Origin of the sequence: Alsobacter sp. KACC 23698 (assembly GCF_045348435.1) — a bacterium.
Lineage (GTDB): Bacteria > Pseudomonadota > Alphaproteobacteria > Rhizobiales > Beijerinckiaceae > Alsobacter.
The window spans coordinates 5,474,280-5,487,701 of the sequence record NZ_CP157484.1 but is presented as its reverse complement, the minus strand read 5'-3'; the positions used below and the strand labels follow the sequence as shown (position 1 = coordinate 5,487,701).

The window sequence follows — 13,422 nt, the reverse complement described above, 5'->3', positions numbered from 1 at the left end:
ATGACGACGCCTCCCGAACCGCGGACCTGACCGCCCGCGGTTCCCGCTCCCACCCACCTCACCAAGGTCCGCCCGATGCGGTTCGCGCGTCTCCTCCTCGCCCTGCTCGGGCTGGCCCTGGCCACGCTTGCGCCGCTCCCGACGCGCGCGGCCGACCTCGACTCCGCCTTCGCGCGCATCGCCACCGAGAATTTCGCCGAGATCGAGGCCGCGATCGGGGACCTGGCCGGCACCGGCGACGACAAGGCCGCCGCCGCCCTGCAGGCGCTCACCGACGGCGCCCTCACCTATTCGCCCGCCGACAAGGGCGTCTACATGAAGACGGCGAACGGCGCCTATGTCGACGCCAGGACCGGCGCGGCCCCCGCGTCCCAGCCCTCCGGGCTGAAGTCCGTGCGCGTCAACAACCGCGTCCGGCGCGCCATCGAGGCCGCGCTGGGATCGCTGACGCTGCTCAACCCCGACCCGGCCAAGCGCCTCTCCGCCGCCGAGGCGGTGTTCAAGTCCCGCGACGCAACCGCCCTCCCGGCGCTCGACGCGGCGCTCGCCAAGGAAGCCGACCCGCGCGTCAAGCGCGCGCTGGGGCAGGCCAGGGCCGCCGCGATCCTGTCCAAGGCGGACTCCAGCGACGCCGACAAGGTCGCCGCCATCGACGTCATGGCCGAACGCGGGGACCAGGACACGGTGTCCCTCCTGGCCGCGCTCCGCGCCAACGGCACGCCAATCGTCAAGGTGGCGGCCGAATCCGCCGCCGCCACCATCGAGCGGCGCATCGCGCTGCTCTCCTCGGTCCAGAACGTCTGGTACGGCCTGTCGCTCGGCTCGGTCCTGCTGCTCGCAGCGATCGGCCTCGCCATCACGTTCGGCGTGATGGGCGTCATCAACATGGCCCATGGCGAGATGGTGATGCTGGGCGCCTACACCACTTTCGTGGTGCAGGAGGCGCTGCGCACCAAATTTCCCGGCCTGTTCGACTGGTCGCTGGCGATCGCGCTGCCCCTCGCCTTTCTGGTGTCGGGCGCGGTCGGCATCGTCATCGAGCGCGGGATCATCCGCTTCCTGTATGGCCGTCCGCTGGAGACCCTGCTGGCCACCTGGGGGGTGAGCCTCATCCTGCAGCAGACGGTCCGGTCCATCTTCGGCGCCAACAACCGCGAGGTCGGCGCGCCAAGTTTCATGTCAGGCGCGTTCGACTTTCACGGGCTGACCATCACGTATGGCCGGCTCTGGATCGTGGTGTTCGGGCTCGCCGTCTTCGCCGCCCTGCTGTTCGTCCTCAAGGCCACGTCCTTCGGGCTGAAGATGCGCGCAGTGACGCAGAACCGCCGCATGGCGTCCTGCATGGGTATCCGCACGCCCTGGGTGGATTCGCTCACCTTCGGGCTCGGCTCGGGCATCGCCGGCATCGCCGGTGTGGCGCTCTCGCAGATCGACAACGTCTCGCCCAATCTCGGCCAGAGCTACATCGTCGACAGCTTCATGGTGGTGGTGTTCGGCGGCGTCGGGAACCTGTGGGGCACGCTGGTGGCGGCCATGACGCTGGGGATCGCCAACAAGTTCCTGGAGCCCTTCGCGGGCGCGGTTCTGGGCAAGATCCTGCTGCTGGTCTTCATCATCCTGTTCATCCAGAAGCGTCCGCGCGGCCTGTTCGCGCTCAAGGGTCGGGCCGTCGAAGCATGATCGCCTCCAAGCTCCTCACCGACCTGGACGTGCGCGGCCGCGTCTTCCTGCTGGTCCTGGCGGCCGCCGCCATCCTGGTGCCGGCGCTGAACCTCGCCGTACCGGTCGGCTCCGCCTTCCACGTGCCGACCTATGCGGTGTCGCTGCTCGGGAAATATCTCTGCTACGCCCTGATGGCCGTCGCGCTCGACCTGGTGTGGGGCTATTGCGGCATCCTCTCGCTGGGCCACGGGGCCTTCTTCGCCCTCGGCGGCTACGCGATGGGCATGTATCTGATGCGCCAGATCGGAACCCGCGGCGTCTACGCCAACCCGATCCTGCCGGACTTCATGGTCTTTCTGAACATGAAGGAGCTCCCGGTCACCTGGTACGGGTTCCAGCACTTTCCCTACGCCATGCTGATGGTGCTCGTGGTCCCCGGCCTGCTGGCCTTCGTGTTCGGCTGGTTCGCCTTCCGCTCGCGCGTCACAGGCGTCTACCTGTCGATCATCACGCAGGCGATGACCTATGCGCTGCTGCTGGCCTTCTTCCGCAACGACATGGGCTTTGGCGGCAATAACGGCCTGACCGACTTCAAGGACATCCTGGGCTTCAACATCCAGGCGCAGAGCACCCGGGTGGGGCTGTTCGTCGTCTCCGTGGCGGCTTTGGCGCTGGGCTACCTCCTATCCCGCGCGCTCGTCACCTCCGCCTACGGCAAGGTGTTGATCGCGATCCGCGACGCGGAGAGCCGCGCCCGGTTCATGGGCTACCGGGTGGAGCGCTACAAGCTCGTCGCCTTCACGGTGTCGGCCTGCATGGCGGGCGTCGCGGGGGCGCTCTACGTGCCGCAGGTCGGCATCATCAACCCGTCGGAATTCGCCGCCGCCAACTCCATCGAAGCCGTGATCTGGGTCGCGGTCGGCGGGCGCGGCACGCTGGTCGGCGCGGCGCTGGGCGCCGTGCTGGTCAACTGGGCCAAGACCTGGCTGACCGGAGCCTTCCCGGAGATCTGGCTGTTCGGCCTCGGCGCGCTGTTCGTGGTCGTCACGCTGTTCCTGCCCAAGGGCATCGTCGGCACGATGACGTCCTGGAGCAAGGGCCGCGCGGAGGCGCGTTCGACCAAAGCGCTGGCCTCAGAGCAAGGCGTCGATCCCGGCCCGCAGCCGGCCGGGGCGGAGTGATCCCATGTCGTCCGTCACCAACCCCGAACTCACCCAGTCCATCCTGTATCTGGACGGCGTCAGCGTCTCGTTCGACGGCTTCAGGGCGCTGAACAACCTGTCCATGGTGATCGGCCATGGCGAGATGCGCGCCATCATCGGCCCCAACGGGGCCGGCAAGACCACCATGATGGACTGCATCACCGGCAAGACGCGTCCGGATTCCGGCGACGTGCTGTTCGACGGCAAGGTCGACCTCACGACCCTGGACGAGGCGACCATCGCGGAGCTGGGCATCGGGCGGAAATTCCAGAAGCCCACGGTGTTCGAGAGCCACACGGTCGACGACAACATCCTGCTGGCCATGAAGGGCCCGCGCACGGCCGCCTCGTCGCTGTTCGGCTGGCGCAACCGCGTCACCGCCGGAGAGCGCGACCAGGTTCTGGAGACGATCGGCCTCAAGGATCACCGACACCGCCTCGCGGCTGACCTGTCGCACGGCCAGAAGCAATGGCTGGAGATCGGCATGCTGCTGGCGCAGGACCCCAAGCTGCTGCTGGTCGACGAGCCCGTCGCCGGCATGACCGACCACGAAACCGAGCAGACCGCCGAATTGCTGGCCACCATCGCGCGCGACCACGCCGTGGTGGTGGTCGAGCACGACATGGCCTTCGTGCGGGCGCTGGGCTGCAAGGTGACGTGCCTGCACGAGGGCTCCGTGCTGGCCGAAGGCGCCATCGACGCGGTGTCGACGAACGACCGCGTGGTCGAAGTGTATCTGGGACGCTGACATGCTCTCCATCGAGGCGATCGACCTCTATTACGGCGCGGCCCAGGCCCTGCGCGGCGTCTCCCTGGAGGCGCAGCCCGGGCAGGTCACGGCCGTGCTGGGCCGCAACGGCGTCGGCAAGTCGTCCTTGCTGCGGGCCATCACGGGGGTCCAGCCGATCAAGCGCGGGCGCATCGCCTGGAACGGGGCCGACCTCGCCGGCCTCGCCCCCTACGACCGGGCGCGGCGCGGGATCGCCTATGTGCCGCAAGGGCGCGAGATCTTCCCGCTGCTCAGCGTGAAGGAGAACCTGGAGACCGGTTTCGCCCCGCTGCCGCGCGCCCAGCGCTTCGTCCCGGACGAGATATTCGACCTCTTTCCGGTGCTGAAGGACATGCTCAACCGCCGCGGCGGCGACCTCTCGGGCGGCCAACAGCAGCAGCTCGCCATCGGCCGCGCGCTGGTGACCCGGCCGGCGCTGCTGGTGCTGGACGAGCCGACCGAGGGAATCCAGCCCTCCATCATCAAGGACATCGGCCGCGCCATCGACTACCTTCGCCAGAAAGGCGACATGGCGATCCTGCTGGTGGAACAATATTTCGAATGGGCCCGCGACCTCTGCGACACGTTCGCGGTGATGGACCGCGGCCAGATCGTGCTCGCCGGCGCCCGCGCCGACATGGTCGAGACCGATGTGCGCCGGCATCTCTCGGTGTGAGGCGGACGCGATGAACGGGACTGACGGGCGCGCGCCAACTGCGTTACTTCGGCCGCGATCGCGGTGCGCCGTCCCTCCCCTTCAGGGGAGGGGGGACCGCCGCAGGCGGTGGGTGGGGCGACGCCCGCGGGACTGCGCCGGTTTCGACGCTGCAGCGCATCGCCTGGCGAAGGCCCCACCCGTCCGGCGCTTCGCGCCGTCCACCCTCCCCTGCAGGGGAGGGATGATCGCCATGGACCGACGCGTTTGATGCTGCGGGATCCCGAATTCGAGGCCACGGGCGCACGCCCAGCCGCCCTTCCCGCCTATGTGCGCGCTTCCGGCGTCATCCAGGCGCGTTTCGCTCCCACCGGGCGCGGTACGCGCGTCATGGCGCTGCGCGAGGCGGGCGGCTATCGGCTGAAGTTTCCGAAGGCGGCCGCCTGCGAAGCAGTGATGATCAACACCGGCGGCGGCATGACGGGCGGCGACCGGCTCGACGTGTCGCTCACGCTCGACGCGCGCGGAGAGGCGGTGCTCACCACGCAGTCGGCCGAGAAGATCTATCGTTCGGACGGCGCGGCGGCCGAGATCGCGGTGGCCATCGACATCGCCGACGGGGCGCGCCTGTCCTGGCTGCCGCAGGAGTCCATCCTGTTCTCAGGCTCGCGCCTGCGTCGACGCCTCAAGGTCGACATGGCCGAAACCGCCAGCCTGACGCTGGCCGAAACCGTCGTGTTCGGCCGCGTCGCGTCGGGCGAGACGCTCGGCGAGGGGCTGTTCGAAGACCGCTGGGAGGTGCGCCGAGGCGGCCGACTCGTCTTCGCCGACGCCGTTCGGCTGGACGGCTCGCTTGCCGACACGCTGGGCCGCCCGGCGTTGGGCGGCGGCGCCCGGGCGGTTGCAACCGTTCTGCACCTCGCGCCAAACGCGGAAAGCCGCATCGAAGAAGCTAGAACTGCGCTGGACGGCGCAAAGTCCGATTGCGGCGCGAGCGCCTGGAACGGCATGCTGTGCCTGCGTTTCGCCGCCGAGTCGCCCGCCGTGCTGCGGGCCGACATGGCCGCCTTCCTGTCCCGGTTCCAATCGGGCCCGCTGCCGCGGGTCTGGCAATGCTGAGCGAGATCGTCCGATGAACCTCTCCCCGCGCGAGAAGGACAAGCTTTTGATCGCCATGGCGGCCAACGTGGCCCGCCGGCGGCTCGAACGCGGCGTGAAGCTGAACCACCCCGAGGCGATCGCGCTGATCACCGACTTCGTGGTGGAAGGCGCCCGCGACGGGCGCTCGGTGGCCGACCTCATGGAGGCCGGCGCGCACGTGATCACGGCCGACCAGGTGATGGATGGCATCGCCGAGATGATCCACGACGTGCAGGTGGAGGCCACCTTCCCGGACGGCACCAAGCTGGTCACCGTGCATAACCCCATCCGGGGCGCGTCCGGGGCCGTGGTTCCGGGCGAGGTGATGACGCTGGACGGCGACATCGTCATGAACGTCGACCGCAAGACGGTCGCGCTCGCGGTCGCCAACACGGGCGACCGGCCCATTCAGGTCGGCAGCCACTACCATTTCGCCGAAACCAACGCGGCCCTGAGCTTCGACCGCGACCGCGCGCGCGGCATGCGCCTCGACATCCCGGCCGGCACGGCCGTGCGGTTCGAGCCCGGCCAGACGCGCGAAGTCCGGCTGGTGGCGCTGGCGGGCAACCGCGAGGTCTACGGGTTCCGGCAGGCCGTGATGGGGAAGCTGTAACTAACACCACGGAGACTGGCTTGAGTCAGATTTCAGCAACAATAGTTTCGGTAACAATAGGATCTATTTTTTGGCATAGCAGGAGTCTTCTACACTAATTTTGTTAACAAAAGAACAAAACGACGGGAGATTCTGATAAATGTATTAAAACAACGATTGGATACTATTGAGAAATTTGTTGCGGAGTTACAGGAAAACAGAAGCACTCTAAAACACAATTTTGGTTCTTCAGATGGCTTAGAACTTCGAGTTAAAATTCGTGCACTCTTAAGTGCACAATCACTGATTTCATTGTATCGTTATAAATCGTTTTTTCTAGATAAGAGGTATTTATTTCCTGAAAGTGAATTACAGAATGCCGAGGATTTAGTTCGAAATATTGACGCATTGCATAGTGAGTTTGGCGGCCAGGAATCTAGAAAGCTCGATGCAGAACGGACTATAAAAATTGACGAAACGGCCAGAGCTTTGTTTGAGCGTGTTGAAGCGCATTACGCCAAATTAATGAGCGATGAAATCAGCAGAATATAAGGACCTGGTCATGGCCACCAAGCTCTCCCGCGCCGCCTATGCGGACATGTTCGGGCCCACCACGGGCGACAAGGTGCGGCTCGCCGACACGTCGCTGGTGATCGAGGTCGAGAAGGACTTCACCGTCTATGGCGAGGAGGTGAAGTTCGGCGGCGGCAAGGTCATCCGCGACGGCATGGGCCAGTCGCAGATCACCAACGCGGCCGGGGCGGTGGACACCGTCATCACCAATGCGCTGATCCTCGATCACTGGGGCATCGTGAAGGCGGACGTCGGCCTCAAGGAGGGTCGCATCGCGGCCATCGGCAAGGCCGGCAATCCGGACATCCAGCCGGGCGTCACCATCGTGATCGGGCCGGGCACCGACATCATCGCCGGCGAGGGCAAGATCCTCACGGCCGGCGGCTTCGACAGCCACATCCACTTCATCTGCCCGCAGCAGATCGAGCACGCGCTGATGTCGGGCGTCACCACCATGTTGGGCGGCGGCACCGGCCCTTCGGCGGGCACCAACGCCACCACCTGCACGCCGGGGCCGTGGCACATCGCCCGGATGATCCAGAGCTTCGACGCCTTTCCGGTCAATCTCGGCATCTCCGGCAAGGGCAACGCCTCCCGGCCCGAGGGGCTGGTCGAGATGGTGAAGGCGGGCGCCTGCGCGCTGAAGCTGCACGAGGACTGGGGCACCACGCCGGCCGCCATCGACAATTGCCTGAACGTCGCCGACGACCACGACGTGCAGGTGATGATCCACACCGACACGCTGAACGAATCCGGCTTCGTCGAGGACACGGTGGCGGCGTTCAAGGGCCGCACCATCCACGCCTTCCACACCGAAGGCGCGGGCGGCGGGCATGCGCCGGACATCATCAAGGTGGCGGGGCTGAAAAACGTGCTGCCCTCGTCCACCAACCCGACCCGGCCCTTCACGGTGAACACGCTCGACGAGCATCTCGACATGCTGATGGTGTGCCACCACCTCGACTCGTCGATCCCCGAGGACCTCGCCTTCGCGGAAAGCCGCATCCGGCGCGAGACCATCGCGGCCGAGGATATCCTGCACGACCTGGGCGCGCTCTCGATGATGTCGTCCGACAGCCAGGCCATGGGCCGGCTCGGCGAAGTCGTCACCCGCACATGGCAGACGGCCGACAAGATGAAAAAGCAGCGCGGCTCGCTGAAGGGCGACGGGTCCGGCAACGACAATGTCCGGGCCAAGCGCTACATCGCCAAATACACCATCAACCCCGCCATCGCGCATGGCGTATCCAAGCACATCGGCTCGGTCGAGGTCGGCAAGCTGGCCGACCTGGTGCTGTGGTCGCCCGCCTTCTTCGGCGTGAAGCCGGACCTCGTGATCAAGGGCGGATCCATCGCGGCCGCCCCGATGGGAGACCCGAACGCCTCCATCCCGACGCCGCAGCCGGTGCACTACCGGCCCATGTTCGGCGCCTTCGGCAAGGCGCTGACGGCGTCCTCGGTGGTGTTCGTCTCCCAGGCCGCCATGCAGGACGGCCTGCGCGAGAAGCTCGGCGTCGCCAAGGAATTCGTGCCGGTCGAAAACGTGCGCGGCGGCATCTCCAAGGCGTCCATGATCCACAACGACGCCACGCCCGACATCCAGGTCGATCCGGAGACCTACGCGGTGACGGCCGACGGCGAGCTCCTGGTCTGCGAGCCCGCCACGGAGCTCCCGATGGCGCAGCGCTACTTCCTGTTCTGAACCTTTCGAGTCGTCGACGAGCCTTGACCGGCGCGCATCGCCGCCCTGCGTTGCCGCATCCGCGCTAGCCGGCTCGCTCCCGGCCGCATAAGCCTGGGTCGCTGGGGCGGCGCCGCGAAGGCCGCCCGCGTCGGGGACGGGATGGCTCAGGAGATTCGACGCGCGACCGCCGTGCTGGCGGTGACGCAGGTCATCGGCTGGGGATCGACTTTCTATCTGCCCGGCGTGATCAGCCGGACGATGGCGACCGACATTGGCGTCTCGCCCGAATTCATCTTCGGCGGCGTCACCATCATGCTGGTGGTCTCCGGCCTGATCTCGCCGGCGCTCGGCCGCCTGCTCGACCGGCATGGCGCGGCGCCGTTCCTGACCCTGGGCTCGCTGCTGACCGGCGTGTCGATCGGGCTCCTGGCGCTCGTCGCCGGCCCGGTGAGCTACGCGCTCGTCTGGCTGGCGCTCGGCTTTTCGACGACGCTGGCGTTGACGCTGCCGTCCTTCACGGCCATCGCACAGCTCGCCGGCCACAACGCCCGCCAGAGCATGATCGTGCTCATGCTGATCACCGGCCTCGCGTCCTCGGTCGCCTGGCCCATCACGGTCTGGCTCGAGGCGCTGATGGGCTGGCGCTGGATGTGCGTCCTCTACGCCGCCGTCAACGTGCTGGTCTGCGCGCCGCTGCATGGCTGGGCCCTGCCGCGCCGCAGGGCGATGGGGGGCGGCGCAGGTTCCGGGACCGCCGCCCCTCCGGTGGTGAGGCCCAGCGGGTTCCGGCCCGTCGTCCTCGCCATGATGGCCGCCTTCGCATGCTCGGGCTTCGTGTCCTGGGGCCTGTCCCTGCACATCGTGGAGCTGTTGCGCGATGTCGGCATGTCGCCCAGCCTCGCCCTCACGCTGGGCTCCGCCATGGGGGCGCTGCAGGTCTTCGCGCGGCTGATCGAGTTCCTGCTCGGCCGGCGGGTCTCGCCGATCGGCTCGGCGGTGTTCGCCGCGGTGGTGATGACCCTCTCCTTCGTGCTCATCGGAGCCACGAAGGGCTCGGTGGCGGGCGCGACGGCCTTCATCCTGATCTACAGCGTCGGCTCCGGCCTGCTCGGCGTCACGCGCGTGGCGCTGCCGCTCTGGGTGTTCGGATCGGCGATCTACGGGTCCTACCTGGGCAAGATCGCGCCGGTGCAGAACGTCTCCTTCGCGGTCGCCCCGCTGGTGTTCTCGATCGTGACGGAGCGCTTCGGCGTTAGCGCCGGGATCGTGATGGCCGGCGTGCTCGCCGCGCTGGCGGCGGTCGCGATGGCGGTGATCGGACTCATCGTTCGGCGCCATCGGGCGGATGCCTAAGCGCGCCGCGCGTGCTAGGACCAAGCCAGTCGCCATCGGAGTTGGACCCATGCTTCGCGCCACCGCCGTCGTCCGCAAGCCCGCCGTGAAGGCCGACCGCGTCGTCGACACGGTGACGCTGGACCACGAAGGCCGGCACCGGCGGCGCGTCGCGCTGACGGGCGAGAAGGGCCTCGCTTTCCTGCTCGATCTCGACAAGGCGACCGTGCTGAACGACGGCGACGCGCTGCGGCTGGAGGACGGGAGCCTCGTGCGCGTCCAGGCGGCCGCGCAGCGCCTGATCGAGATTCGCGCCGCCACCCCGAAGCGCCTGATGCGCATCGCCTGGCATATCGGCAACCGGCACACCCCCGCCGAGATCGGCGAAGACGCGCTCTGGATCGAGGACGACCACGTGCTGGTCGAGATGGTGCGCGGCCTCGGCGCCGAGGCCACCGTGGTGGAGCGACCGTTCCAGCCCGAGCGGGGCGCCTATGAGGCCGCCGCGGCGCACGCGCACGGCTCGCACGCGCATGACCCTCACGAGCACGAGGGCCATGACCACGGCGCGACGGCCCACGCCCATGCGCACGCCGAGAGCCACGCCCATGCGCATGCGTCCGCCCACGCCCATCCTCACGACCATGGGCCGGGATGCGGGTGCGGCCACGATCACGCGCACGACCACGGACATGACCACGCGCACGACCACTCTCATCGCCACGCGCATGACGGCGGCCCGGCCCACAAGCGCCCGCATGGCTGAGGCCGGCCTGCTGCCGCTGCTGGTCTGGCTCTCGCCGGCCTTTCCGGTCGGCGCGTTCGCGTATTCGCACGGCCTCGAATGGGCCGTAGAGACCGGGCAGGTATCGGACGCCGCAAGCGCGCAGGCCTGGATCGCCGATCTCCTCGACGCCGGATCGGGCCGGAACGACGCGGTCCTGCTGGCGGCCGCCCACCGGGCCGCCTCCGCCGGCGACCGGGGCGCCCTGGGCGCGGTCGCGGAGCTCGCCCTGGCGTTGCAGCCCTCGCGCGAGCGGCGCCTAGAAGCGGCCGCGCAGGGCAACGCCTTCATGATCGCGGTCCGGTCCGCCTGGCCCTGCGCCGCCGTCGACCGCTTCGCCGCGGAGTGGACCGACGACGTGGCCTATCCGGTCGCCCTCGGCGTGGCGGCTGCGGGCCATGGCGCTCCGCTGGGCGCGGTGCTCGAGGCCGCCCTGCTGGCCTTCGTGGGCAACCTCGTCTCCGCCGTCGTGCGCCTCGGCCCGATCGGGCAGACGGACGGCCAGAAGATCATCGCCGCCATGCTGCCGCATGTTCGCAGTGCGGCCTCCTTCGCGGAGTCGTCCAGCCTGGACGACGTCGGCGGCGCCGCGTACCGGTCGGACATCGCCTCCCTGCGGCACGAGACCCAGTATTCGCGGCTGTTCCGCTCCTGATCCCCAGCCCGCCCCGGCTCGGCTTGGCACAGGATGTGGATGGCCGCGCCTCAGCGACGCCGGGTCCCGACCTGGCCCCACCTGTCCGGAGATGCAGATGACCCCCACCCCCCATGGCCCGCTTCGCGTCGGCATCGGCGGGCCCGTCGGATCGGGCAAGACGGCCCTCATGGAGGCGCTCTGCAAGCGCTTCCGCGACGTCTACGATCTCTGCGCCATCACCAACGACATCTACACCAAGGAGGACGCCCGCCTCCTGACCGTGGCGGGAGCGCTCCCGGAGGACCGCATCATGGGCGTGGAGACGGGCGGGTGCCCGCACACCGCGATCCGGGAGGACTGCTCGCTGAACCTCGCCGCCATCGACCAGATGCGCCGGCGATTCCCGAAGCTGGACCTGATTCTCATCGAATCGGGCGGCGACAACCTCGCCGCGACCTTTTCGCCCGAGCTCGCCGACATCACCGTCTATGTCATCGACGTGTCGGGCGGCGAGAAGATCCCCCGCAAGGGCGGCCCCGGCATCACGCGCTCGGACCTGCTGGTCATCAACAAGATCGACCTCGCCCCATTCGTGGGCGCGGACCTCGCCGTGATGGACCGGGATTCCAAGCTGATGCGCCGGGATCGCCCCTATGTGTTCACCAATGTCCGCTCGGGCGAGGGCGTGGACGTGGTGGCCGACTTCATCGAGACGGCCGGCGGGCTGAGAGGCTAGCCTCCGGCCCACCGCTTGCATTCCGCCGAAACCCAGTTGTCGCCGCCCTGCCTGGAGAACCTGATGTCGCCGTTTCGTCTCGCCCCCCTCCTCGTCCTGGCCCTCGTGTCGCCGGCGCTGGCGCATACCGGCGCGCAGCCGCATGTCCACGGCCTGGCCGCGGGGTTGTGGCACCCCGTTTCGGGGCTGGACCATCTCCTCGCCATGACGGCGGTGGGCGTCTGGGCCGGCCTCGTCGGCGGCGCCGCGCGCTGGGCGTGGCCGCTGTCCTTCCTGGCCGCGATGGCCCTGGCGGCGGCGGCGTCCGCGTCGGGTCATGCGTCGGCCTGGACGGAGGCGGGCGTCGCGCTCTCGGTCGCGGTGCTGGGCGTCGCGATCGCCTGGGGCGTCCGGGCGCCGGTCGCGGTCGGCGCGGCGCTCTGCGCGGCCCTGGCGGTGGCCCACGGCCAGGCGCATGGCGCCGAAACGCCTACGGATGCGGCAGGGCTTGCCTTCGGTTTAGGCTTCATCGTCTCCACGGCCCTGCTGCACGTCTCCGGGATCGCCCTCTCGGCGCTGTTGGTGCGGACGGCGCCGCTCGCGGGCCGAGCCGTCGGCTTCGGGGTCGCGGCCGCCGGGGCGGCGCTGCTGGTCGGCTGAAGCAAGGCATTCGTCCGTTTGGGGCCAGTCCGGCCCGCCACGGCCGTTATGGTGCGTTGCAGGATGGCGCGCCTCGCGGTAGGTCGTGCCCGACCACGCGGCCGGAACCCTGAACGCCATGACCTCCGAGTCCCCCGTCCCCGCAACCGCCGAGGCGCCCGACGCCTTCGTGCTGAAGCTCTCGTGTCCCAACCGTCCCGGCATCGTGGCCGCCGTCTCGACGCTGCTGTTCGAGGCCGGCTGCAACATCCTGGACGCGCAGCAGTTCGACGACGTCGAGACCGGCCGCTTCTTCATGCGCGTCGTGTTCAACGCCGTCGCGGCCCGTCCCCAGGCGGCGGACCTGCGGGCGGCGTTCCAGCCGGTGGGCGAGCGCTTCGGGATGGACTGGACCGTCCGGGCCCGCAACGAGCCCCGCAAGGTCATGCTGCTCGTCTCCAAGTTCGACCACTGCCTCGTCGACCTGCTCTACCGCTGGCGCAATGGCGAGTTGAACATGGACATCGCCGCGATCGTCTCCAACCATCCGCGCGAGACCTATGGGCGCATCGATTTCGGCGACGCGCCGTTCCACTGCCTGCCCGTCACGCGGCAGACCAAGATGGAGCAGGAGGCGCAGCTCTGGGAGCTGGTGAAGAGCACCGGGACTGAGGTCGTCGTGCTCGCGCGCTACATGCAGGTCCTGTCGGACGGGCTCGCCGCCAAGCTGACCGGCCGCTGCATCAACATCCACCACTCCTTCCTGCCGGGCTTCAAGGGCGCGAAGCCCTACCATCAGGCGCATGAGCGCGGCGTGAAGCTGATCGGCGCGACGGCCCACTACGTGACGTCGGACCTCGACGAAGGTCCGATCATCGAGCAGGACGTGGAGCGCATCACCCACCGCGACACGCCGGAGGACCTGGTCCGCAAGGGCCGCGACATCGAGCGCCGCGTGCTGGCGCGGGCGCTGGCCGACCACCTGGACGACCGCGTGATCCTCAACGGCCGCAAGACGGTCGTGTTCACCGGCTGAGC

General features: G+C 68.6%; 14 protein-coding genes. All 14 read left to right on the top strand.

The window, feature by feature from the left end; translation table 11 throughout:
* Window positions 1-75 precede the first annotated feature (75 nt).
* The 14 genes from urtB to purU all read left to right on the top strand — a co-directional run bounded on the left by urtB (window position 76) and on the right by purU (window position 13,420).
* Window positions 76-1,680 (top strand): urea ABC transporter permease subunit UrtB, encoded by a 1,605-nt coding sequence (gene urtB / locus ABEG18_RS26175; RefSeq protein ID WP_406855955.1) that lies wholly within the window; start codon window positions 76-78, stop codon window positions 1,678-1,680.
* Window positions 1,677-2,843: an urea ABC transporter permease subunit UrtC gene (gene urtC / locus ABEG18_RS26170; RefSeq protein WP_406855954.1), complete on the top strand. Its 1,167-nt coding sequence runs from the start codon at window positions 1,677-1,679 to the stop codon at window positions 2,841-2,843. Before urtB ends, urtC begins: the two co-directional genes overlap by 4 nt.
* Before the next feature lie 4 nt (window positions 2,844-2,847).
* Window positions 2,848-3,612, top strand: coding sequence for an urea ABC transporter ATP-binding protein UrtD (gene urtD, locus ABEG18_RS26165; protein ID WP_406855953.1), 765 nt, complete (start codon window positions 2,848-2,850; stop codon window positions 3,610-3,612).
* A gap of 1 nt (window position 3,613) precedes the next feature.
* Window positions 3,614-4,309, top strand: a complete 696-nt coding sequence (gene urtE / locus ABEG18_RS26160) for an urea ABC transporter ATP-binding subunit UrtE (RefSeq protein ID WP_406855952.1) — start codon at window positions 3,614-3,616, stop codon at window positions 4,307-4,309.
* Window positions 4,310-4,558: 249 nt separating this feature from the next.
* Entirely contained in the window at window positions 4,559-5,407 is an 849-nt protein-coding gene (locus ABEG18_RS26155; RefSeq protein ID WP_406855951.1) for an urease accessory protein UreD, read from the top strand.
* Window positions 5,408-5,420: 13 nt separating this feature from the next.
* Window positions 5,421-6,041: an urease subunit gamma gene (locus ABEG18_RS26150; protein ID WP_406855950.1), complete on the top strand. Its 621-nt coding sequence runs from the start codon at window positions 5,421-5,423 to the stop codon at window positions 6,039-6,041.
* Window positions 6,042-6,197: 156 nt separating this feature from the next.
* Window positions 6,198-6,572, top strand: coding sequence for a hypothetical protein (locus ABEG18_RS26145; RefSeq protein ID WP_406855949.1), 375 nt, complete (start codon window positions 6,198-6,200; stop codon window positions 6,570-6,572).
* Window positions 6,573-6,582: 10 nt separating this feature from the next.
* Window positions 6,583-8,295, top strand: a complete 1,713-nt coding sequence (gene ureC, locus ABEG18_RS26140) for an urease subunit alpha (protein ID WP_406855948.1) — start codon at window positions 6,583-6,585, stop codon at window positions 8,293-8,295.
* Between the two features lie 141 nt (window positions 8,296-8,436).
* Window positions 8,437-9,630: an MFS transporter gene (locus ABEG18_RS26135; protein ID WP_406855947.1), complete on the top strand. Its 1,194-nt coding sequence runs from the start codon at window positions 8,437-8,439 to the stop codon at window positions 9,628-9,630.
* Between the two features lie 49 nt (window positions 9,631-9,679).
* A complete protein-coding gene (locus ABEG18_RS26130) occupies window positions 9,680-10,375 on the top strand; it encodes an urease accessory protein UreE (RefSeq protein WP_406855946.1) in 696 nt (231 codons plus the stop codon).
* A complete protein-coding gene (locus ABEG18_RS26125; RefSeq protein ID WP_406855945.1) occupies window positions 10,368-11,048 on the top strand; it encodes an urease accessory protein UreF in 681 nt (226 codons plus the stop codon). Before ABEG18_RS26130 ends, ABEG18_RS26125 begins: the two co-directional genes overlap by 8 nt.
* A 97-nt stretch (window positions 11,049-11,145) precedes the next feature.
* Window positions 11,146-11,766, top strand: coding sequence for an urease accessory protein UreG (gene ureG, locus ABEG18_RS26120; protein ID WP_406855944.1), 621 nt, complete (start codon window positions 11,146-11,148; stop codon window positions 11,764-11,766).
* Window positions 11,767-11,829: 63 nt separating this feature from the next.
* Window positions 11,830-12,405, top strand: coding sequence for a HupE/UreJ family protein (locus ABEG18_RS26115; protein ID WP_406855943.1), 576 nt, complete (start codon window positions 11,830-11,832; stop codon window positions 12,403-12,405).
* Between the two features lie 118 nt (window positions 12,406-12,523).
* Window positions 12,524-13,420, top strand: a complete 897-nt coding sequence (purU, locus tag ABEG18_RS26110) for a formyltetrahydrofolate deformylase (RefSeq protein WP_406855942.1) — start codon at window positions 12,524-12,526, stop codon at window positions 13,418-13,420.
* Window positions 13,421-13,422 lie beyond the last annotated feature (2 nt).